This is a genomic window from Pseudonocardia sulfidoxydans NBRC 16205 (assembly GCF_007989085.1).
In the GTDB taxonomy this organism is placed as follows: domain Bacteria; phylum Actinomycetota; class Actinomycetes; order Mycobacteriales; family Pseudonocardiaceae; genus Pseudonocardia; species Pseudonocardia sulfidoxydans.
The window spans coordinates 241,667-261,989 of the sequence record NZ_BJVJ01000001.1 but is presented as its reverse complement, the minus strand read 5'-3'; the positions used below and the strand labels follow the sequence as shown (position 1 = coordinate 261,989).

Below are 20,323 nucleotides of genomic sequence, written 5' to 3'. Positions count from 1 at the left end.
GTGCAGTTGTGTCGCGGCGGCCCGGCTACGACGGCGTCGTCGCGCTCCTGGGCCGGGCGTCCGACGACCCGGAACGGGTGCCCGCCGCGGGCGCGACCGCCCCCGCCTCGGCGCCGGTCCGCTGCGCAGGCAGCTCCGTGACCGGGTCGCTGCCGGCCGGGAGACGGCGCGCGAGGAGCGTGCGGGCCCGGTCGCGTGCCCCGAGCGCCAGCCTCCTGCCGCGACCCGCGCCACGCCGGGCGGTGCGCACACCCGCGTCGGCCAGCAGCGTCGCCCGGCCGGCGAACGTCGCGGGATACACGTCCAGGCGGTGGATGTCGCGCACGTCGTCGGCCCACCGCATCTTGTACGGCTCGGCCGAGCCCATGAACTCGTAGCTGCGCCCGCTCTCGACCGACGTCCGGATCTGCTCGAACAGCAGGATCAGCCCGGGCGAGTACTGCCGGTGGTCGGGCTCGTAGCTGGCCTTGAGCGGGTAGGTCGCGTAGTCGTCCTCGAGACACAGCTCACCCGCGATCGCGTGGCCGTCGACCTCCAGGAACGACACCCGCAGAATCCCGGCCGCGCCCGCCCACGCCGTGAGTCCGCCGTAGAAGGCGCGGGTCCGGTCGTCGGACAGGATCGCCGTCCCGGACTCGCCCTTCCAGCCGCTCGCCTCGATCTCCAGGAACCGCGCCACGGCCCTCTCGACGCCTGCCGTGCCCCCGTCGGCGACGTGCCGGACCGGGCCGAGCTTCTCCAGCTTGCGCCGGTTGCGCTGCAGCTGCCGGACCCGGCGCGCCTCCCGCCGCTCCACATAGGACTCGAACGTCACGTCGCCCGGCACGTAGGGGGAGCGCTGCACGACCTCACGGCGCACGTGGGCGCGTCGCCGGGCGAGCGTGTCCGCCGTCGAGTCGCTCACCAGCGTCGTGAGGTGGCTGAGGTCGAGCCGGCGGCCGTGCGAGAGGACGTGGTCGAGCAGGGCGGTGCGGGCCAGGTCGTCGACGGCGACGGGACCGGACACGAAGCTGTGCCAGTTCGTCGCGCTGCGCACGACACCGTGGCGCTCCACCAGCGGCATCACGGCAACCAGCTCGGCGCCGCGGCGCACGGTCACGATGCGACGCCTGCCCTCGCCGAACGCGTCCCACCAGGCGGCGAACCAGCCCGGCCGGTGGAAGGGCGTTGCCCCGACACGGTCGACGAGGTCGTCCCACTCGGCGGCGAGCTCGGGGGTCACGACAGGATGGGTGTGTACTTCGGACACGCGGGATCCTCGGTGGTGGGACGGGCACCGCTGGGTGCCCGGCGACGTCGGGGGAAGGCCTGAGGACTGACCTCGGGCGGCCCACGACGGTGCGGCACCACCCACGGCGACCACCCCGGCGCTGCGACCACGACCCCCGTGCGCACCCCGGTTCCCGCCGGCCCGGCCGGGACCGGGGCGCCCGCCGGGGCGGCGACGCCCCGCGCCCGCCGGACCCACGTCCGCGCCGACCGGGACAGCGCCGCAGCGACGCCCGCGTGCACGACGACACCGAGCGCGAGCAGCACGGCCGGCGGAGCCGCGTGCCACACCGTCACGTACTCGACGTACTCGACCAGGAGGAACGCCAGCGACCCCAGCGCGGCCCAACCCGCCCCGCACCGCGGCTCGCGGCGCTCGGTCGCGGTCGTGGGCCGACCGGTGACCGCGGCCGTGGCGACGGCGACGAGCGCAACCGACGCCGTGAGCGCGAGGGCCGCCGGGAGCCAGCGGGCCGTACCGGCCAGCAGGCCGTCGGCGACCGCGTCGTCGGTACAGCCCGCGTACGCCACGAGCGTCAACGCCTGGCTCGCGAGCCAGCCCGCCGCCGCGATGGCGGCGACCGTCAGGAGCGAGGTCGCCCCCTCCGGACGGTCGCGCATGCGGTCGGCCTCCTGTCGGACGGTCCCCGCTGCGCCGGCCGCACGATCGGGGAAACGTTCCGAAAGAGTAAATGTTGAACAGACCCCTGTACGAAGCGGGTGCGATCCGCTAGAAGCTCGACCGCCCGCGAGCTCGACGTGGTACTGGTCCGGGTCGTGATCGAACCAGTCCGGTGTCGGACTCGGCGGGTGTTGGTGTGTTCGGCGGTCAGGAGACTAGGAACCGGTAGCGGCTGTGACGTCGGTTCGTGGAATGCCTGGTCGTTGCGGCTAGCTGTTGTTAGCCTGGGGCGGTCGAGGGGAAGGACGGTGTCGACGTGGACGCCACTGCCGAGCAGCAGTTGATCGCCGAGCTGACCGACCTGGTGGAGCGGCGCACCACCGCGATGGCGCCGGAGGTCCGGTACGAGCCCGCGGCGTCCTACACCGACCCCGCGCGGCACGCCGCCGAGCGGGAGCTGCTGTTCCGCGAGTACCCGCTGCCCGTCGCCACGAGCGCCGAGGTGCCCGGCCCGGGCGCGTTCACGACGTCGCAGATCGGCGATCTCCCGGTGCTCACCGTCCGCGGGGACGACGGCGTCGCCCGTTGCCTGGTCAACGTCTGCCGGCACCGCGGGAACGTCGTGTGCGCCGAGCCGGCGGGCACCCGGCGGACGTTCAGCTGCGAGTACCACGCCTGGTCCTACGACCGGGCCGGGCGGTTGCGATCGACCGTCGACCGGGATGGTTTCGAGGGCCTCGACCGCGACGCCCACGGCCTCGTGGAGCTGCCCACCGAGGAGCGCCACGGCATCGTGTGGACGCTGCCGAAACCCGGCGGCGCACTCGACCTCACCTCGCACCTGGGGGACGAGTTCGAGTCGGAGATCGCCGACCTCGACCTGGCGTCGTTCACGCTGTGGGACCGCGTCGTCATGTCGCAGCCGTTCGACTGGAAGTGCGGCGTCGACACCTTCCTCGAGGTGTTCCACCTCGCCTACCTGCACAAGAAGACGGTCGGGCCGTTCTTCGTCGGCAACGTGGGCGCCTACACCGGGTACGGGCTGCACCACCGGTACTCGGCCGTGCGCAACAGCTTCATGGAGATGGCGGCCGGGCCCGCGCAGGAGCGCACGGTCTACCCGCACAGCTCGCTCGTGCACCTCGTCTTCCCCAACACGATCCTGACCTGGCAGATGGACCACATCGAGATGTGGCGCTTCTATCCCGGCACGGGCGACGGCACGTGCACCGCGGAGGGGCTCATGCTCACCCCCGAGCCGGCGACGACCGACAGCGCACGCCGGCACTGGGAGCGCAACTGGCGCATCCTGCTCGACACGATCCTCGAGGAGGACTTCGCGACGATGGAGCGCGTGCAGCGCAACCTGCGCACCGGCGCGGTGCCCGAGCTCGCGTTCGGCCGCAACGAGATCGCGTTGCAGCACTTCCACGAGGGCGTGCACGCGGAGCTGCGCCGCAACGGGATCGACCCGTGAGCACCGCGGGTCTGGCGCGCACTCGGGTCCGGCGGGCCGACATCGTCGCCGCCGCCCTGGAGCTGTTCGCGGACAAGGGGTATCTCGCGACGACGATGGACGACATCGGTCGCGCGGTGAACGTCCGCGGGCCCAGCCTGTACAAGCATGTCGCGTCCAAACAGGACCTTCTGGTCGAGATCATGGAGACCTCGATCGAGACGGTCCTGCGCGACCACCGGGTCGCCGTGGGTTCCACCGACGACGTCGGCGACCAGCTGCGCCGCGCCGTCGAGGCGCACGTCCGGTTCCATGCCCGGCACCGGCTGGAGGCGTTCGTCGGTACCCGGGAGCTGCGGCACCTGTCGGAGGGGGCCCGGGCCGCGATGGCCGCCCGGCGCCGCGACTACGAGCGGGGGTTCCGGGTGCTCGTGGAGCGCGGCGTCGCCGAGGGCCGGTTCCGCGTCGGTTCGGTGCGGCTGACGACGTACTCGATCCTCGACATGGGCGTCGGCGTCTCGGTGTGGTTCCGCGACGGCGAGGAGTTCTCGGTCGACGAGATCGCCTACCGCTACGGCGATCTCGCGATGCGGCTGGTGGGCGCGGCCTGAGCGTCAGCGGGCCGCGACACCGTCCAGCCAGGACACGAGGTCGGCGACGACCTCGTCGCGGTTGGTCTCGTTGAACACCTCGTGCCGGGCGTCGGTGTAGTAGCGCGTGGTGACGTCGGCGCCCGCGGTGCGGTAGCGGTCGACCAGCGGCTCCAGCGCCGTGAGCCCGGCGTTGACCGGGTCGGCGGTGCCGGCGAGGACCAGCAGCGGGAAACCGCCGGGTACCGACGGCTTCGTCATCCGGTCGGCGGCCGCCCACATCCCGGCGGCGCTCGTGGCGTCGAGACCGAAGCCGCACAACGGTTCCGCGACGTAGGCGTCGACCTCGGCCTCGTCGCGGGAGAGCCAGTCGTAGTCGGTCCGGGCGGGGGCGAAGGGGGCGTTGAAGGCGCTGAGATCGACGTCGGCGGACGGGTCGACGGCCGCGGCGAGCAGGTCGAGCGCGCCGGAACCCGACAGCACGGCACCGGTGACGTCGGCGGCGTGGTCGAGCAGGAACTGCTGCACGACCCACGAGCCCATGGAGTGGCCGAGCGCGATGACCGGCAGGTCGGGGCGCTCGCCGACGGTGCTGCGGACGGTCAGCGCGTAGTCGGCGACGACCCCGTCCCAGCCGGCGTCTCCGAAGTCGCCCAGCGCGGTCCCGGCGATGCCGGCGGTGCGGCCGTGTCCACGATGGTCGACGGCCAGCAGGTCGTAGCCCGCGGCGGACAGGTCCTTGCCGAGGGCGTCGTAGCGCAGCGAGTGCTCGCCCATCCCGTGGGCGAGGACGATCGCGGCTTTCGCGTCGCCGTCGGTGGTCCATCGCTGGCCGACGAGCCGGGTGCCGTCGGAGGTGCCGACCATGAGTGCGGAGCGCGCCATCGTCGCACCCTATTGCCCTCCCGGGGCGGGTGGCGTCTCACGACGAGACATGTTCCTTCAACCGGTCGAGGAACACGGCCTGCCCCTTGACGATCTTCTCCCGCGCCTCGTCGAGGGTGAACCACGCGGCCCGGTCGATCTCGGGGAACTCCTGCATCCGCCCCGACCTCGGCGGCCACTCCACCTCGAACATGTTGCTGACGATCGCGTCCGCGTCGAGGTCCCCGGCCAGCGCGAACGCGGCGATCAGCTTGCCCGACCCGCGGACGGTGCCGAGGTCGACGAGCTCACCCTCGGGTACCGGCGAGCCGAGCTCCTCGGCGAACTCGCGCACCGCCGCCGCACGCGGTTCCTCGTCGTCGCCGTGCTCGCCCTTGGGGATCGACCACGCGTGCGCGTCCTTGCGTGCCCAGAACGGGCCGCCCATGTGTCCCAACAGGACCTCCGGGCCCGCCCGGTGCAACAGGATCCCCGCACTGCGCCGCATGGACGCCGATGCTCCCAGCTCAGTCCCCGAGGACCCGCCGCAGGTACGGGTTGGTGAACGTCCGGTGCGGGTCGAGGCGGTCGCGGACGGCGCGGAAGTCGTCGAACCGCGGGTAGAGGGCGGCGAGGTCGTCGGCGGCGAGCGAGTGCATCTTGCCCCAGTGCGGACGCCCGCCCAGGCCCCGCAGGATCGACTCGGCCGCGTCGAAGTACCGCGTGTGGTCCACACCGACGTACTGGTGGACGGCGACGTAGCCGCTGTCGCGGCCGTACGCGGTGGAGAGCCACACGTCGTCGGCCGCGGCGACGCGCACCTCGACCGGGAACGCGACACGTTCGCCGCTGCGCCGCAACCAGTCCTCGATCCCGGCGATCGCCTGCGGGACCGCCTCGCGGGGCAGCGCGTACTCGGTCTCGCGGAAGCGGACCCGCCGCGGCGTCGCGAACACCCGGTAGGACCGGTCGACGAACGTGCGTGCGCTCAGTGCCCGGGTGGCGATCGCGTTGACCCGCGGGATCAGCGACGGGCGCGCAGCGCACGCCCGGTTCGACCATCCGAACACGGTGTTGGACAGCAGCTCGTCGTCGAGGATGCGCCGCCACCGCGGCAGCGGCCTCTGCTCCTCGGCCGTACGGTCGTTCCGCTTCGTCAGCAGCCGGCGGGTGTGCGGGAACCAGTACAGCTCCGCGTGGTCGTGGGCCTTCGTGAACGCGTCGAACGTCCCCGGCTCGCTCAGCACCTCGTCGAACGCGGCAGGGGTCTCGTGCGCGTGCAACAGGAACGCCGGCACGCAGCGCAGCGTCACCGTCGCGACGATCCCGAGCGCGCCGAGACCGACCGCCGCCGCCGGGAGGTCGTCGACGGGGCAGTCGAGCAGGGTGCCGTCGGCGAGGACGAGCTGCATCCCGGCCACCTGCGTGCCGAGCCCGCCGAGCGTCGCCCCGGTTCCGTGGGTGCCGGTGGCGAGGGCCCCGGCGACGGTCTGGACGTCGATGTCGCCGAGGTTGGGCATCGCCAGGCCCCGCTCCCACAGCGCGGGGCCGAGCTCGTGGAGGGTGGTGCCGGCGAGGACCGTGGCGAGGCCCGTCGCCGGATCGGCGGAGACGATGCCGCGCAGACGCTCCAGCCGCAGCGCGAGCCCGTCGGTCACCGCGATCGGGGTGAACGAGTGACCCGACCCGAGGGCCTTCACCCGCAGCCCTGCCGCCGACGCCCGCGCCACGATCCGCTGCAGCTCCTCGACGGTCGCGGGTCCGGCGGTGTCGGAGGGCGTGGCGGTCGCGGTGCCGGCCCAGTTCGTCCACGTGGTGGGCATCCGCAGAGAATGGACTGGACGCGCGTCCAGTTCAACCTTGACCCGCACCCTCGGCGCCGACGACGATGCCGGGATGGCGTCACGTCGGATGGACAAGCTGGAACGCCGCGAGCAGCTCGTCGACGCCGCCCTGCGGGTCGCGGAGGACGAGGGCATCCCGGCCATGACCGTCCGCCGGGTCGCCGAGGCCGCGGACGTCTCCCTCGGACTCGTCCACTACTGTTTCCGCGACAAGGACGACCTCGTCTCCGCGGTCGCCGCGCGCGCCGTCGAGCAGCTCGAACGTGCCGGGATCGACGCGCTCGCCCAGGTGGGGGACACCCTGCTCGAGGCACTGCAGGCCGGGGTGCGCGGCATGTGGGCGGCGTCCTCCTCGAGCCGCCGCCGCCAGCTCGTCACGTACGAGATCACCACCCACTCGCTGCGCACCGACGGGATGCACGCCGTCGCCGTCGACCAGTACAAGATCGGGCAGATGGCCGTCGAACAGTTCCTGACCCAGGCCGCGGACGCCACCGGCCACGGGTGGACCCGGCCCGTCGAGGACCTCGCCGGCATGACCCTCGCGGTCATCGACGGCGTCTGCCTGCGCTGGCTCGTCGACGGTGACCAGGAGGGCGCGCTGGCCCGCCTCGACGGGTTCGCCGAGACCCTGGCCCGCGACGCCGCACCCGTCGCCGACGCCCGGGCCGAGGTGTCGTGACCATCTCGACCAGCCCCGGCATCGTCACCCCACGGCTGCGCACGGCCCGCCGCGCCACCGCCGCCGCGTTCGCCGCGCAGGGGTTCCTCTTCGCCGTCCTGCTCACCCACCTGCCCCAGTTCGAACAACGGCACGGCATCGACGACGGCACCGTCACCCTCGTCGTGCTCGGGGTGTCGCTGCTCGCCGGCGTCGGCAGCGTCGTCGCCGAGGCGCTGGCCCGCCGACGCGGCAGCGCCGTCGCACTCACCGCGGGCCTCGTGACGATCGTCGCCGCCACCCTCGCCATCGCGCTCGCCCCCGACGTCGCCGTGCTCTTCGTCGGCTTCGGCTGCTACGGGCTCGGCCTCGGAGCCGTCGACGCCGGCAGCAACATGCAGGCCGTCGCCGTCCAGCGCGGCTACGGGCGCAGCATCCTCACCTCCTTCCACGCGTGGTGGTCCGGCGCCGGGATCGTCGGCGCACTGTGGGTCGCGCTGAGCGCACGGATCGGGCTGTCCCTGCCGGTCGGGCTCCTGATCGCGGCCGCCGTGGCCGCCCTCCTCGCCGCCTTCGCCCGGCGCGGCATCCTGCCCGGTCGCGAGCTGCCCGCGCCGGTCACGGGAACGACCGGACCCGCCGTGGCCGTCGTGCCCTGGCGCCCCGTCCTGCTCCTCGGGTCCGCGATGGCCTGCTTCTACGTCGCCGACGCCGCCGTCTCCAACTGGTCCGCCCTCTACCTGCACGACCTCCTCGGCGCCGCCGCCGGCACCGCCGCCCTCGGGTTCGCCGCCTACCAGGGCGCGGCGCTGACCTCCCGCGCCGCGGGCGACCAGCTCGTCCGCCGCATCGGCGCCGTCGCCACCGTGCGCATCGGTGCCCTCGTCGGCATCGGCGGGTTCGTCCTCGCCGTCCTGGCCTCCAACGCGGGCGTCGCCATCGCCGGGTTCGCGCTCGTCGGGCTGGGGCTGCCCGTCGTCGCCCCGCTGTGCTTCTCCGCCGCCGGCGCCCTCGCCCCCGGCGCGACCGACGCCGTCATCGCCCGCGTCAACGTCTTCAACTACCTCGGTGCCGTCGTCGGCGGGGTCGCCGTGGGGCTCGTCGGCACCACCGTCGACCTGCGCGCGGGCTTCGTCGTCCCGCTCGTGCTCGCGATCGCGCTCGTCGTGCTGGCGCGTGGGTTCGTCCCCCACACCGCCGTCGCCCACACCGCCGTCGCCCCCACCGCCGGCCCCCAGGCCGCCGTCCCCCGGACCGAGGACGCCTCGTGACCGTCTCCCTGCGTACCCCCACCGCCGGCTCCGTCGCCGTCGCCGCCGCCCGGCTCGACGCCGCCACCGCCCACCTCGACGCCCCGCTGCTCGCGCTCGACCTCGACGCGCTGCGCGCCAACGCCGCCGACCTCGTCGCCCGCGCCGGCGGCACCCCGATCCGGGTCGCGTCGAAATCGGTGCGCTGCCGCGCCGTCCTCGACATCGCCCTGTCGACGCCCGGGTTCCGCGGCGTCATGGCCTACGCCGTGCGGGAAGCCGTCCGCCTCGCCCGCGCCGGCGTCGACGACGTCCTGCTCGGCTACCCCAGCGTCGACCGCGGCGCCCTCGCCGAGCTCGCCGCCGACCCCGTGGCCCGCGAACGCGTGACCCTGATGGTCGACGACCCCGCCCAGCTCCGCATCGCCCGCGACGCCGCCGGACGCAGCGGGCTGCGGGTCTGCATCGACGTCGACGCCTCCCTGCGGATCGGGCCGCTGCACCTGGGTGTGCGGCGGTCCCCGGTCCGCACTCCCGCCCACGCTGCCGAGCTTGCCTCCCTGGCCCGCCGGCTCGGGTTCGACGTCGTCGGCGTCATGTTCTACGAAGCCCAGGTCGCGGGCCTGCCCGACTCCTCGCTCGCCGTCCGCCTCGTCAAACGCGCCTCGGTCGCCGAGCTCGCCCGCCGGCGCACCGCCGTCGTGCAGGCCGTCACCGCGGTCGTCGGGGCGCTGGAGATCGTCAACAGCGGCGGCACGGGCAGCCTCGAACCCAGCTCCGCCGACCCCACCGTCACCGAGGTCACCGCCGGCTCCGGGCTCTACGGCCCCACCCTGTTCGACGGCTACCGCGCCTTCACACCGCGCCCCGCGCTGATGTTCGCGCTGCCGGTGGTGCGGCGCCCCGCCGCCGCGATCGCCACCACGTTCGGCGGCGGGTACATCGCCTCCGGCCCCGCCGGCGCCTCCCGCGTCCCCACCCCGGTCTATCCCGCGGGGCTCTCGCTGCTGGGTACGGAGGGGGCGGGGGAGGTGCAGACGCCCGTCCGCGGCCGGACCGTCCCCGCCATCGGCGACCGCGTCTGGTGGCGCCACACCAAGGCCGGTGAGGTCTGCGAACGCTTCACCGAGATGCACCTGGTGGAGGGCGGCCGGGTCGTCGGCAGCACCCCGACCTACCGCGGCGAGTCCTGGACCTTCGGCTGAACCCCGCCCCGGCCCGGTGCCCGCGCTACATGAACGTCAGGGGCGGGTCGTCCTCGCGGGTCAGGGACAGGAACGCGTGCTCCGTCTCGCGCGTCACGTCCTCGATGCGCGCCGGGCTCCAGGCTGGAGCCCTGTCGCGGTCGACGAGCATCGCGCGGACACCCTCGGCGAAGTCGGGCCGGCGGATCGCGCAGCGGGTCAGGACGTACTCGACGCGCAGCGCGTCCTCCAGCTCCGAGAAGCCCCGGGCGTCGCGGACGGCCCGAAGCGTCATCGTCGCCGCCAGGGGCGCGGCCCGGCCGATCGCCTCGGCGGCGGCGCGGGCGTCGGGGTGGGGGTCGGCGGCGAGGGCGTCGCGGATGCCGGCGAGGTCGGCGGCGGAGTAGCAGCGGTCGATCCACTCCCGCGCCGCGTGCAGCGCGCTCGGACCCGGGTCCACGGCGAGGTCCTCCGCCGCGGTCACCGCCGGGGCGCCGTCGCGCAGGGCGTCGAGGAGCGCGGGGAGGTCGTCGACCTGGAAGTCGGCGAACCCGCAGGCGATCGCGTCGGTGGGGCCGAGGCGGGCCGCGGTGAGGGCGGTGTGCACCCCGGTCTCGCCGGGGGCGTGCCCGAGCAGCCAGGTGCCGCCGACGTCGGGCACGTAGCCGATCGTCACCTCCGGCATGGCGACGACGCTGCGTTTGGTCACGACCCGCACGCTGCCGTGTGCCGAGACCCCGACGCCGCCGCCCATGACGGCACCGTCCATCAGCGCGACGTAGGGCTTGGGGTAGCGGGCGATGCGGGCGTCGAGGCGGTACTCGTCGGCGAGCAGCGCCGCGCCGTCGCGACCGGTGTGCGCGACGAGGTAGCGCACGTCCCCGCCGGCGCAGAGCCCGCGGTCGCCGGCACCGTCGATCGCGACGGCCTGCACCGCGTCGTCCGCGGCGAACCGGTCGAGCGCGTCGGTGAGCAGCCGGACCATCTCGTGGTCGAGGGCGTTGAGCGCCTTCGGCTTGTTCAGGGTCAGCCGCCCCAGCGCACCCTCGCGCCGGACGAGCACGGGCCCCTGTGCGCGGCAATAGTCGCTATCGCGACTATTGCCGCGCACGACCCCCGGCGTCACGTGACGTCCAGCGCGCCGGGCAGCACCCGCGCGGCCTCGACGAGGCTGGGCCCGTACCACGTCAGCAATCGCCCGCTGACCAGCGCTGACGGTGCCGTGAACGACTCGGGCCCGTCGTCGGAGGTGAAGAGGTAGGGCTCGTCGGGGAGTACCACGAGGTCGTGGGGCGGGAGGTCTTCCAGGGAGAACTTCGGGTATCGCGAGGGGGCGTCGGCCAGGACGTTGTCGACGCCGAGGCGCGCCAGCACCGCGCCAGTGAACGTGTCGCTCCCGCACGCCATCCAGGGCTTTCGCCAGATCGGGATCACTGCCCGCCGACGCCGCGCGGGCACCGGGAGGGCGGCCCACGCCGCGCGGGCGTCGACGAGCCACGGCGGCTCGTCGAGACCGCAGGCGGCGAGCATGCGGCCCAACGAGTCGAAGGCGCCGTCGACGGTCCGGATGTCGGTCACGTACACCGGCACGCCCGCGGCGCGCAGGGCGTCGAGATCGGGGAGCCGGTTCTCCTCCTGGTTGGCCAGCACGAGGTCGGGCTCCAGCGCGATGATCGCGTCGACATCCGGGTTCTTGGTGCCGCGCAGCCGCGGGACGTCGAGGCCTGCGGGGTGGGTGCACCAGTCGGTGGCGCCGACCAGCATGCCGGGCGCCGACTCCGCGAGCGCCTCGGTGAGCGACGGGACGATCGACACCACCCGCTGCACCGGCAGGGGGACGTCGACGTCGCGACCTTCGTCGTCGGTGACCATGAACGTCTGTCTCACGCCGCGACCGTAACCGGGGCCGGCAGGCTGTGCAGTGGTCGTTCCCACGTGCGCGCCGAGAACCGGCCGCAACCTCACGGTCGTGCTCGGGCCGCCGGACAGCAGTGAGGTTGCGCGCGGTGGTAAACGCCCCGCGGACGCCCCAGCCCGGCCCGCCCGCGGACGGACCGACCCGGAGGGCAGGCCTCCGGCTCCTTGTGAGTGGCGATAGTCGCTATAGCGACTATCGCCACTCACAGGGGTGGGTCGGCTCACATGTTGCGGCGGTACTGCCCGCCGACCTCGAAGAAGGCCTCGGTGAGCTGTCCCAGGGTGCAGACGCGGGCGGCCTTCATCAGTTCGTCGAAGACGTTGCCCTCGCCGGTCGCGACGTCCTGCAGCGCCCGCAGGGCCTCGGGGGCGGTGCCGGCGTGGCGGGACTGGAAGTCGGCGAGGCGGTCGAGCTGGGACTGCTTCTCGGCCTCGGTGCCGCGGGCGAGCTCGATCTCGGCGGGCGGCTCGTCGGACTCCGGCTTGAGGAAGGTGTTGACGCCGACGATCGGCAGTGTGCCCTCGTGCTTGCGGTGCTCGTAGAGCATCGACTCGTCCTGGATCTTGCCGCGCTGGTAGCCGGTCTCCATGGCGCCGAGGACCCCGCCGCGGGCGGCGATGGCGTCGAACTCCTTGAGGACGGCCTCCTCGACGAGGTCGGTGAGCTCGTCGACGACGAACGATCCCTGCAGCGGGTTCTCGTTCATCGACAGGCCCCACTCGCGGTTGATGATCAGCTGGATCGCCATCGCGCGGCGCACCGACTCCTCGGTGGGGGTCGTGACGGCCTCGTCGTAGGCGTTGGTGTGCAGGGAGTTCGCGTTGTCGTAGAGCGCGCACAGCGCCTGCAGGGTGGTGCGGATGTCGTTGAAGTTCATCTCCTGCGCGTGCAGGGACCGTCCCGAGGTCTGGACGTGGTACTTCAGCTTCTGGGAGCGCTCGTTCGCGCCGTAGCGGTCGCGCATCGCGACGGCCCAGATCCGCCGGGCGACCCGGCCGATGACGGTGTACTCGGCGTCCATGCCGTTGGAGAAGAAGAACGACAGGTTGGGGGCGAAGTCGTCGATGCTCATGCCGCGCGCCAGGTAGCTCTCGACGAACGTGAACCCGTTGGCGAGGGTGAAGGCGAGCTGGCTGATGGGGTTCGCCCCGGCCTCGGCGATGTGGTAGCCGGAGATGGAGACGGAGTAGAAGTTCCGGACCTTGTGCCGGATGAACCACTCCTGGATGTCGGCCATCATCCGCAGGCTGAACTCGGTGGAGAAGATGCAGGTGTTCTGGCCCTGGTCCTCCTTGAGGATATCGGCCTGCACCGTGCCGCGGACGTTCGCGTAGGCGAACGCCTGCAACTGCTCCAGCTCCGCGGCATCCGGTGAGCGACCCTCGTCCTCACGGAACCGCTCGACCTGCTGGTCCACGGCCGTGTTCAGGAAGAACGCCAGGATCGTGGGCGCGGGACCGTTGATCGTCATCGACACCGAGGTGGTCGGCGAGCAGAGGTCGAAACCGCCGTAGAGGACCTTCATGTCCTCGAGCGTCGCGATGGAGACGCCGGAGGTGCCGACCTTGCCGTAGATGTCGGGACGGGTCGCGGGGTCGCGGCCGTAGAGAGTGACCGAGTCGAACGCGGTGGACAGCCGCTTGGCGTCGGAGTCCTCGGAGAGGTACTTGAAACGGCGGTTGGTGCGGAACGCGTCGCCCTCACCGGCGAACATGCGCGCCGGGTCCTCGCCCTCACGCTTGAACGGGAACACCCCGGCGGTGAAGGGGAACCGGCCGGGCAGGTTCTCCTTGCGCAGGAACCGCAGCCGCTCGGCCTCCTCGGTGAACGGGGGCAGCGCGACGCGGCGGACCTTGTTGCCCGACAACGTCTCGCGGGTCAGCTGGGTGCGCAGCTCCTTGTCCCGGATCGTCACGACGAGCTCGTCGCCGGAGTAGTCCTCGACGGTCTGGTCCCAGCTGTCGAGCAGCGCGGCGGAGTCCTGCGAGACGGCCTTCTCCGCGGACGCCAGCAGGTCGTCGAGGGCGGTGACGTCGGCATCGACCGAGTCGAGCTCCGTGCGGGCGGTCCGCAGGTGTTCGCGGCGGCGGACCGACCCGGCCTGTGCGGCGGTCTCGGCGTGGTAGTCGCGGACGGTCTCGGCGATGTCAGCGAGGTAGCGCACCTTGTCGGGCGGGATGACCGCCGCGTGCAGGTGCGAGGTCTTGCCCTCGACGCGGGGCAGGCGCCCGTCGTGGACGGTGAGCCCGTCGTCAGCGAGCAGCCCGGTGAGGTGCTGGTAGAGGGCGGTGACGCCGTCGTCGTTGAACGTGGCGGCGCTGGTGCCGTAGACCGGCATGTCCTCCCAGCTCGAGCCGAACTCCTCGCGGTTGCGCACGAGCTGGCGCCCGACGTCGCGACGCGCGTCCTCCGCACCCTGGCGCTCGAACTTGTTGATGGCGACGACGTCGGCGAAGTCGAGCATGTCGATCTTCTCCAGCTGCGACGCGGCGCCGAACTCGGGCGTCATCACGTAGAGCGAGCGGTCGACGAAGGGCACGATGCCGGCGTCGCCCTGGCCGATGCCGGGGGTCTCGACGATGACGAGGTCGAACCCGGCGGCCTTGAGGACGGACACGACGTCGCCGAGGTTCTCGGGCAGGTTCCCGTCGACGCCGCGGGTGGCCAGCGAGCGGAAGAACACCTGCTCGCCGGTGAGGCTGTTCATCCGGATGCGGTCGCCGAGCAGCGCGCCACCACCCTTGCGGCGGGTGGGGTCGACGGCGAGGACGGCGATGCGGAGCTTGTCCTCCTGGTCGAGCCGGAAGCGGCGGACGAGCTCGTCGGTGAGGCTGGACTTGCCGGACCCGCCGGTGCCGGTGATGCCCAGGACGGGCACGGGACGCTGCGAGTCGCGGATCCGTGAGAGGACGTCGGCGGGCAGCGCTCCGGCCTCGGCGAGTGTGAGGGCGCGGGCGAGGGTGGCGTGCTCGCCGGCGAAGACGCCGTCGTAGGAGGCGGGGGGCGTCGCCGTGAGGTCGACGTCGCACTCCCGGATCATCAGGTTGATCATGCCGGGCAGGCCGAGGCGCTGGCCGTCGTCGGGGGAGAAGATGCGGGAGACGCCGCGGGAGTGCAGCAGCTCGATCTCCTCGGCGACGATGACGCCGCCACCGCCGCCGTAGACCTTGACGTGGCCGGCGCCGCGCTCACGCAGCAGCTCGACGAGGTAGCTGAAGTACTCGACGTGCCCGCCCTGGTAGGAGCTGATCGCGACGCCCTGCACGTCCTCCTGGATGGCGGCGGCGACGACCTCGTCGACAGACCTGTTGTGCCCCAGGTGGATCACCTCGGCGCCCTGCTTCTGCAGGAGGCGCCGCATGATGTTGATCGCCGCGTCGTGGCCGTCGAACAGGCTCGCGGCCGTCACGAAGCGGACGGGGTTCGCAGGCACGTGCAGTTCTGACGACGCCACAGATCCTCCAGCCAACAGGTACGACAACTACCGATTTAGTTTGACATCCTAGTATCGGACGTACAACTGAATGCGGCGCGACGTCTCCCACAGCACGGAGCGTGGCGGGCGGAGCCGTCAGGCAGCGCGGCGCCGCGACATCGCGACGGGCGCGGCGACGGCGTCGGGAGCCTCGAGGGAGGAGGGCGTCTCGACCGGTGCGGAGCGGCGTCTGCGCGAGACCGCGGCGCCCCCGAGTCCGATGACGGCGAGCACGAGGCCCGCGGCCGCGATCGGTGCCAGGCCGGCGTCGGGAAGCGCGATCGCGATCACGAAGGCGACCGGCGGCCACCACAGCATCGCTCGCAACACGCCCGGCGGCGACCAGTCCTGCCCCCTGTCAGCCATGTCGGGGGTCTACCCCGATGGAGGGGCGATCATGCACACGGTGCGCCCGACCGGGTGCAGCGGCTAGCGTCGTCGACCATGACCGGCATCGACGCCGTGGGCCGGACGCCCGCCGAGATCGTCCCCGTCCTGTTCGACGAGAACGTGCTGTTCGCCGACCTCGTCCGGGACTCCGACCCCGACCTCCCCGTCCCGACGTGTCCTGAGTGGACGATGCGCAAGCTGGGCACGCACGTCGCCCGGGGGGACCGCTGGGCCGCCGCGATCGTGGCGAGCCGGGCGACCGAGCCCGTCGACACCCGGACCGTGGCCGACGGCAAGGCGCCGCTGCCCGCCGACGAGTTCGGCGCCTGGATGCGTGGTGGCGTGGCGGCGCTGGCCGAGGCCGTCGAGAACGTCGGCGCCGACACCCCGGTCTGGACGTTCACCGGTCCGAAGCCCGCCGGATGGTGGCTGCGGAGGCGGCTGCACGAGCAGACCGTCCACCGTGCCGACGCCGCGATCGCCGTCGGCGCGAGCTTCGACATCGCCCCGGCCCTGGCCGCCGACGGGCTCTCGGAGTGGCTCGACCTGCTCACCGCCCGCCCCGGCGTCGGCGGCCCGATGCTCGCCGGCGACGCGACGATGCACCTGCACTCCCACGACACGGACGGCCTCGGGTCGTCGGGGGAGTGGGTGGTCCGTCCGGCGGGCGACTCGGTCAGCTGGGAGCACGGCCACGAGAAGTCGACGGTCGCGGTCCGCGGCTCGGCCGCGGACCTGCTGCTCGCGATCCTGCGCCGCATCGACGCCGAGGACCCCCGGGTGGAGGTCCTCGGCGACAAGTCGGTCCTGACGGCGTTCCTGGACGCGACCCCGTTCTGAGGTCGGGTACCGGCGACACCGGGTCTTCGGGGACTCAGCCGTGCCGGAACCCGCGGCCGGTGCGGTCGAGGGGGTCGGGGGCGAGCCCGAGATACCGTCCGCGCAGCGCGTCCCAGGCGGCGAGGCGGCCGAAGTCGGGTTCGTCGAGCACGTTCTGCCGGTCGTCGAGGAACGGGTTGGGCAGCATGACGGTCATCAGCTGGTCACCGCCGCCGTTGAACAGCCGGATCCCCCACGACGTGGGGGTGCCGTCGGCGACGTGGCGGTAGAACTCGGCGCGGGCACAGCGGCGCAGCGCACCGAGCGCGGGCCCGCTCGCGGTGTGCTCGCCGATGCACAGGTGGAAGTGCCACCGACCGAAGTCGACGGTCACGTAGCCGTCGTAACTGCTGATCTTCCGTGGCGCATTGGGTGCGGCGACCTCCCAGGCGGCGCCCTGCACGATCGTGCCGAAGTGGATGTGTTCCCAGTGGTCGGTGAACACGTCGCGGACCAGCTCGAGCAGGGTCGCCTCGTCGGTCGGCAACGACCAGAGGTGCAGGGTCCCGACGCCCAGCTCCTCGGTGACGGTGGGTGCGGTCATCGTTCCTCCGTGAAGTCGTGGGGGTGGCCCCGACGGGTGTGCGCTCCGCGTCGCAGGTCTATGTGGGAGTGCCCGCGGACAGGCGGGTCGCCGGCGTCGGGGGCTGCGCCGCCCACGACCGCAGCGCGGACCAACCGTCGACGAACGCGCTGCGGCCCCGGTGGCGGACGGTGAACCGACTGCCGCCGAGGTGCTCGATCTCGGCCTCGGCCGGCCCGTCGACCGTCGCGGACCAGCCGTGCCGGGCCAGCACCCGGCCGATGAGGGCGCGGTGCGGCTGCCCGGCCACCACCACGGCCCGCCGGTCGGTGTCGTCGGCGACCGCGAAGGTGCCGGTGACCGGGTCGAACGCCAGCCCCGCCGTGTCGAACACGGCGGCCACCGCGCCGTCGGCCACGAGCTCCTCGGGCGGACCGCTGCACAGCCCACCGGCGGGGTCGACCAGCCAGACGTGGTCGGCCAGCCGCAGGACGAGCTCGAGATCGTGGGTGGACACCACGACGGCGATACCTCGGTCGCGGGCGAGCGTGCGCAGCAGCCCCAGCAACGCCACCCGGGAGGAGACGTCGAGGAACGCGCTCGGCTCGTCGAGCAGCAGCAGAGCCGGGTCCTGGGCCAGCGCGCGGGCGGTCAGGATGCGCTGGCGCTCGCCGTCGGAGAGCTCGGCGACCCGGCGGGCGGCGAGGTGCCCGGCCCCGACGGCGCGGACGGCCGCCTCGATCGCGGCCTCGTCGGCGGGGCGCAGCCGCCCGCGAGCCCCGGTGTGCGGATGACGGCCCAGGGCCACGAGCTCGCGCCCGGTGAGCAGCCCGGGATCGACGCGGTCGGTGAGCACGACGGCCAACTGCACGGCCCGATCGGCGGCCGGCATGGCGAGCAGGTCGGCGTCGCCGAGCCGGATGGTGCCGGTCAGCGGCCGCTGCAACCCCGCCAGCGTCCGCAGCAGCGTGGACTTGCCCGCCCCGTTCGGGCCGAGCAGCACCGTCAGCTCGCCGGGCTCGGCGCGGGCGGTGAGTCCGTGCAGCACGGCGGTGCCGCGGTAACCGACCGCCAGATCCTCGACCGACAACCCGCCCCGGGGGCCGTTCCGCTTGCCGGTCGCCCCGCCGCGGCCGTGGTCCGTCACGTGACCACCCCGGTACGACGGGCCCGCAGCAGGACCGCGATGACCACCGGCGCCCCGACCAGCGACGTCATCACGTTCAGCGGCACCACGGTCTCCGTCCCGGGCGGGTGGCCGGCGACCGCGCAGACCAGCGCCGTGACCACTCCGACCAGGGCGGTCGCGGGCACCAGCACCCGGTGGTCGGACGTGCCGACCAGCAGCCGGGCCAGGTGCGGGATGGCGATGCCGATGAACGCCACCGGCCCGCAGAAGGCGGTGACGCCCCCGGCGAGCAGCGCCGCCGCGACCATCGTCAACAGCCGGGTACGGTCGACGGCCACACCCATGCTGGTCGCGTAGCCGTCGCCGAGGAGCAACGCGTTGAGCGGCTTGACGAGCAGCACCGCCAGCAGCAGCCCGGCCGCGACGACGGGGGCCAGGATCGGCAGGTCACGCATCGAGGTCGCGTCGAAGCTGCCCAGGCCCCACACCACGTACTGCTGTGCGATCCGCGGGTCGGTCCACACGAGCACGAGGCTGACCACTGCCGACGTGACCGCGCCGACCATGATGCCGACGATCAGCAGGGTCACCGAGGAACGCACCCAGCGCGACAGGGTGAGCACCACCGCGAGCACCAGCCCGGCGCCCGCGGCGGCGGCGCCGACCGCGCCGAGGCGGCCCAGCCCGACCAGCCCCGCACCGAACGTCGCGCCGAACGCGGCCGCGGTCGTCGTCGCCAGGAACAGGGCGACGCCCAGGCTCGCGCCCGAGCTGACCCCGAGGATGTACGGGTCGGCGAGGGGGTTGCGGAACAGCGTCTGCATCAGCAGGCCTGCGACGCCCAGCGCGGCACCCGCGAGGACGGCCGTCACGGCACGGGCGAGCCGCACCGACCCGACCACGACCGCCCAGCGCGGATCGGATGGTTCGCCCCCGACGAGGACCGCGATGGTGTCGGGCAGGGGCACGCTCACCGGGCCGAGCGCGACGGCGAGCACCAGCAGTGCGACGGCGACGGCGCCGAGGACGGTGAACAACCCGGCCCGGCGCAGGATCACGCGGGCACCTGCCGGTAGTAGACGAACTCGTGCCCGGGCAGCGCCTCGGGGTGCAACACCGCGATCAGATCGGCGAGGATCTCCTCGGGGTGGGTCACGCCACGCTCGTGGAAGTCGTTGCCGCCGGTCGGGCCGATCCGCTTGTCCGGCGTCCAGACCCGGCCGGAGCGGACGGCGGCGAGCTCGCCGTAGCGGGCGTCGGCGGCGTGGACGTCGGCCATCGTGGCGAAGGTGCCGGTCGCCAGCCACACCGGTGCGGCGCCGTCGGTGGTGTAGACGCCTTCGAAGTCCTTCTGCACCGCCCCGGGACCGGTGTTCGCGACCTCCGACCAGGTGCCGCCGGCGTCCCGCACGAGTGCGCCGGTGGCGCTTCCTCCAGTGGGGACCGACCAGGTGCCCTGGTAGATGCCACCGAGGGCCACGGGGGTCGGGGTGAGTCCGGCCGTCGTGGCGACGAGTGCGTCGTATCGTCGTGCGATCGCGTCGAAGGTCTGCTCGGCTTCGGCCTCGCGGCCGGTCAGCACCCCCATGACCTTGATCCACTCGGCCTTTCCGAGAGGTCCGGCGTCGAGATACTCGGCCCAGCCGATCACCGGGACCCCGGCGTTGCGCAGCGCGGGGAAGGCGGGGTTGTCGGTTCCCTGGCTGAGCAGCACGTCCGGTGCCGCCGTGATCACCTTCTCGGTCTCGATCGCCCCGCTGTCCGAGAAGCCCCGGACGCCGCCGGCGTCGATCTCGGCCCGCACCTGTGGGCCGGAGACGAAATCGGGAGTACCCACACCGGTGAGGACGTCGAGCGCCCCGATGTCGACGAGCAGCGGCAGCTGGGTGGTCGACTCCGCGTAGAGGCTGCGCACCGGCGTCTCGATCCGCTGCGCGTCCGCGAGGTCGGCGGGCAGCTCGGGGGCCTGGGCGCCGCAGCGCAGCAGCACGTACGACTCGGGGGCGGCGCCGGGATAGGGCTGCGCCACGGTGAGGACGGCGTAGCTGCGGTGGTAGGTGAGGGTGAAGTTGGTCGAGCGTGTGGCTGTGGGCTTGTCCGGGAAGAGGTCGGCCGCGGCGTCGGACGACGTCGGGCAGTCCGGCCGAGCAGGTGCGGCCTGTGGTGGGGGCGGGGCCGAGCAGGCCGCGACCAGCAGCAGGGCGAGCAGCGCCGGCGCCAGGGCACGGACGGGCCTGACACCTGCAAGAACGTTCATATGAAGAGATAT

19 protein-coding genes are annotated in these 20,323 nt (G+C 73.2%); 6 read left to right on the top strand and 13 right to left on the bottom strand.

Annotated elements, in window-relative coordinates; translation table 11 throughout:
* Positions 1–25: 25 nt before the first annotated feature.
* Entirely contained in the window at positions 26–1,249 is a 1,224-nt protein-coding gene (locus tag PSU4_RS01170; protein ID WP_147101787.1) for a GNAT family N-acetyltransferase, read from the bottom strand.
* Positions 1,219–1,890 carry a hypothetical protein gene (locus tag PSU4_RS01165; protein ID WP_147101784.1) on the bottom strand — a complete coding sequence of 224 codons (672 nt, stop codon included), beginning with the start codon at positions 1,888–1,890 and terminating at the stop codon, positions 1,219–1,221. Before PSU4_RS01165 ends, PSU4_RS01170 begins: the two co-directional genes overlap by 31 nt.
* Positions 1,891–2,207: 317 nt before the next feature.
* On the opposite strand from PSU4_RS01165, the gene PSU4_RS01160 reads away from it, so the two are divergent.
* Positions 2,208–3,368: an aromatic ring-hydroxylating oxygenase subunit alpha gene (locus PSU4_RS01160; RefSeq protein WP_147101782.1), complete on the top strand. Its 1,161-nt coding sequence runs from the start codon at positions 2,208–2,210 to the stop codon at positions 3,366–3,368.
* A complete protein-coding gene (locus tag PSU4_RS01155) occupies positions 3,365–3,958 on the top strand; it encodes a TetR/AcrR family transcriptional regulator (protein ID WP_147101779.1) in 594 nt (197 codons plus the stop codon). Before PSU4_RS01160 ends, PSU4_RS01155 begins: the two co-directional genes overlap by 4 nt.
* Before the next feature lie 3 nt (positions 3,959–3,961).
* Here the strand turns inward: PSU4_RS01155 and PSU4_RS01150 are convergent, their stop codons facing one another.
* Genes PSU4_RS01150 through PSU4_RS01140 form a run of 3 tightly spaced genes read right to left on the bottom strand, consistent with a single transcriptional unit; the run spans position 3,962 to position 6,624 of the window.
* Entirely contained in the window at positions 3,962–4,822 is an 861-nt protein-coding gene (locus PSU4_RS01150; protein WP_147101777.1) for an alpha/beta fold hydrolase, read from the bottom strand.
* Between the two features lie 37 nt (positions 4,823–4,859).
* Entirely contained in the window at positions 4,860–5,309 is a 450-nt protein-coding gene (locus tag PSU4_RS01145; protein WP_147101775.1) for an NUDIX hydrolase, read from the bottom strand.
* Between the two features lie 19 nt (positions 5,310–5,328).
* Positions 5,329–6,624, bottom strand: coding sequence for a D-arabinono-1,4-lactone oxidase (locus PSU4_RS01140; RefSeq protein WP_147101773.1), 1,296 nt, complete (start codon positions 6,622–6,624; stop codon positions 5,329–5,331).
* 37 nt (positions 6,625–6,661) lie between these two features.
* On the opposite strand from PSU4_RS01140, the gene PSU4_RS01135 reads away from it, so the two are divergent.
* From PSU4_RS01135 to PSU4_RS01125, 3 genes are read left to right on the top strand one after another with little or no spacing between them, the layout of a single operon-like run.
* Complete coding sequence (locus PSU4_RS01135; RefSeq protein WP_147101771.1) at positions 6,662–7,327, top strand: TetR/AcrR family transcriptional regulator; 666 nt, start codon at positions 6,662–6,664, stop codon at positions 7,325–7,327.
* On the top strand, positions 7,324–8,577 hold the full coding sequence (locus PSU4_RS01130) for an MFS transporter (RefSeq protein WP_147101769.1): 1,254 nt from the start codon (positions 7,324–7,326) through the stop codon (positions 8,575–8,577). Before PSU4_RS01135 ends, PSU4_RS01130 begins: the two co-directional genes overlap by 4 nt.
* The gene (locus PSU4_RS01125; RefSeq protein WP_246114881.1) at positions 8,574–9,761 is read left to right on the top strand and encodes an alanine racemase; all 1,188 of its coding nucleotides are present in this window, start codon (positions 8,574–8,576) and stop codon (positions 9,759–9,761) included. The genes PSU4_RS01130 and PSU4_RS01125 overlap by 4 nt, the downstream gene beginning before the upstream one ends.
* A gap of 25 nt (positions 9,762–9,786) precedes the next feature.
* Here the strand turns inward: PSU4_RS01125 and PSU4_RS01120 are convergent, their stop codons facing one another.
* The 4 genes from PSU4_RS01120 to PSU4_RS01105 all read right to left on the bottom strand — a co-directional run bounded on the left by PSU4_RS01120 (position 9,787) and on the right by PSU4_RS01105 (position 15,499).
* The gene (locus tag PSU4_RS01120; RefSeq protein WP_246114880.1) at positions 9,787–10,866 is read right to left on the bottom strand and encodes a 3-hydroxyisobutyryl-CoA hydrolase; all 1,080 of its coding nucleotides are present in this window, start codon (positions 10,864–10,866) and stop codon (positions 9,787–9,789) included.
* Positions 10,863–11,612, bottom strand: coding sequence for a helical backbone metal receptor (locus tag PSU4_RS01115; RefSeq protein WP_186816684.1), 750 nt, complete (start codon positions 11,610–11,612; stop codon positions 10,863–10,865). Before PSU4_RS01115 ends, PSU4_RS01120 begins: the two co-directional genes overlap by 4 nt.
* A 266-nt stretch (positions 11,613–11,878) precedes the next feature.
* Positions 11,879–15,112 carry a fused isobutyryl-CoA mutase/GTPase IcmF gene (gene icmF / locus PSU4_RS01110; protein ID WP_147101767.1) on the bottom strand — a complete coding sequence of 1,078 codons (3,234 nt, stop codon included), beginning with the start codon at positions 15,110–15,112 and terminating at the stop codon, positions 11,879–11,881.
* Positions 15,113–15,229: 117 nt separating this feature from the next.
* The gene (locus tag PSU4_RS01105; RefSeq protein ID WP_147101765.1) at positions 15,230–15,499 is read right to left on the bottom strand and encodes a hypothetical protein; all 270 of its coding nucleotides are present in this window, start codon (positions 15,497–15,499) and stop codon (positions 15,230–15,232) included.
* Between the two features lie 78 nt (positions 15,500–15,577).
* On the opposite strand from PSU4_RS01105, the gene PSU4_RS01100 reads away from it, so the two are divergent.
* Complete coding sequence (locus PSU4_RS01100) at positions 15,578–16,363, top strand: maleylpyruvate isomerase family mycothiol-dependent enzyme (RefSeq protein ID WP_147101763.1); 786 nt, start codon at positions 15,578–15,580, stop codon at positions 16,361–16,363.
* A 34-nt stretch (positions 16,364–16,397) separates the two neighbouring features.
* Here the strand turns inward: PSU4_RS01100 and PSU4_RS01095 are convergent, their stop codons facing one another.
* From PSU4_RS01095 to PSU4_RS31755, 4 genes are read right to left on the bottom strand one after another with little or no spacing between them, the layout of a single operon-like run.
* On the bottom strand, positions 16,398–16,946 hold the full coding sequence (locus PSU4_RS01095; RefSeq protein WP_147101760.1) for a DUF7676 family protein: 549 nt from the start codon (positions 16,944–16,946) through the stop codon (positions 16,398–16,400).
* A 58-nt stretch (positions 16,947–17,004) separates the two neighbouring features.
* Complete coding sequence (locus tag PSU4_RS01090; RefSeq protein ID WP_222596128.1) at positions 17,005–18,072, bottom strand: ABC transporter ATP-binding protein; 1,068 nt, start codon at positions 18,070–18,072, stop codon at positions 17,005–17,007.
* Positions 18,069–19,112, bottom strand: a complete 1,044-nt coding sequence (locus PSU4_RS31760) for a FecCD family ABC transporter permease (protein WP_222596127.1) — start codon at positions 19,110–19,112, stop codon at positions 18,069–18,071. Before PSU4_RS31760 ends, PSU4_RS01090 begins: the two co-directional genes overlap by 4 nt.
* On the bottom strand, positions 19,109–20,311 hold the full coding sequence (locus PSU4_RS31755; RefSeq protein WP_222596126.1) for an ABC transporter substrate-binding protein: 1,203 nt from the start codon (positions 20,309–20,311) through the stop codon (positions 19,109–19,111). Before PSU4_RS31755 ends, PSU4_RS31760 begins: the two co-directional genes overlap by 4 nt.
* Between the last annotated feature and the right edge of the window lie 12 nt (positions 20,312–20,323).

Bases quoted from the DNA above. Each gene is read 5' to 3' on its own strand.
- PSU4_RS01165 (WP_147101784.1), bottom strand. From the start codon at position 1,890: ATGCGCGACCGTCCGGAGGGGGCGACCTCGCTCCTGACGGTCGCCGCC.
- PSU4_RS01150 (WP_147101777.1), bottom strand. From the start codon at position 4,822: ATGGCGCGCTCCGCACTCATGGTCGGCACCTCCGACGGCACCCGGCTC.
- PSU4_RS01145 (WP_147101775.1), bottom strand. From the start codon at position 5,309: ATGCGGCGCAGTGCGGGGATCCTGTTGCACCGGGCGGGCCCGGAGGTC.
- PSU4_RS01140 (WP_147101773.1), bottom strand. From the start codon at position 6,624: ATGCCCACCACGTGGACGAACTGGGCCGGCACCGCGACCGCCACGCCC.
- PSU4_RS01115 (WP_186816684.1), bottom strand. From the start codon at position 11,612: ATGGTCACCGACGACGAAGGTCGCGACGTCGACGTCCCCCTGCCGGTG.
- PSU4_RS01105 (WP_147101765.1), bottom strand. From the start codon at position 15,499: ATGGCTGACAGGGGGCAGGACTGGTCGCCGCCGGGCGTGTTGCGAGCG.
- PSU4_RS01100 (WP_147101763.1), top strand. From the start codon at position 15,578: ATGACCGGCATCGACGCCGTGGGCCGGACGCCCGCCGAGATCGTCCCC.
- PSU4_RS01095 (WP_147101760.1), bottom strand. From the start codon at position 16,946: ATGACCGCACCCACCGTCACCGAGGAGCTGGGCGTCGGGACCCTGCAC.
- PSU4_RS31755 (WP_222596126.1), bottom strand. From the start codon at position 20,311: ATGAACGTTCTTGCAGGTGTCAGGCCCGTCCGTGCCCTGGCGCCGGCG.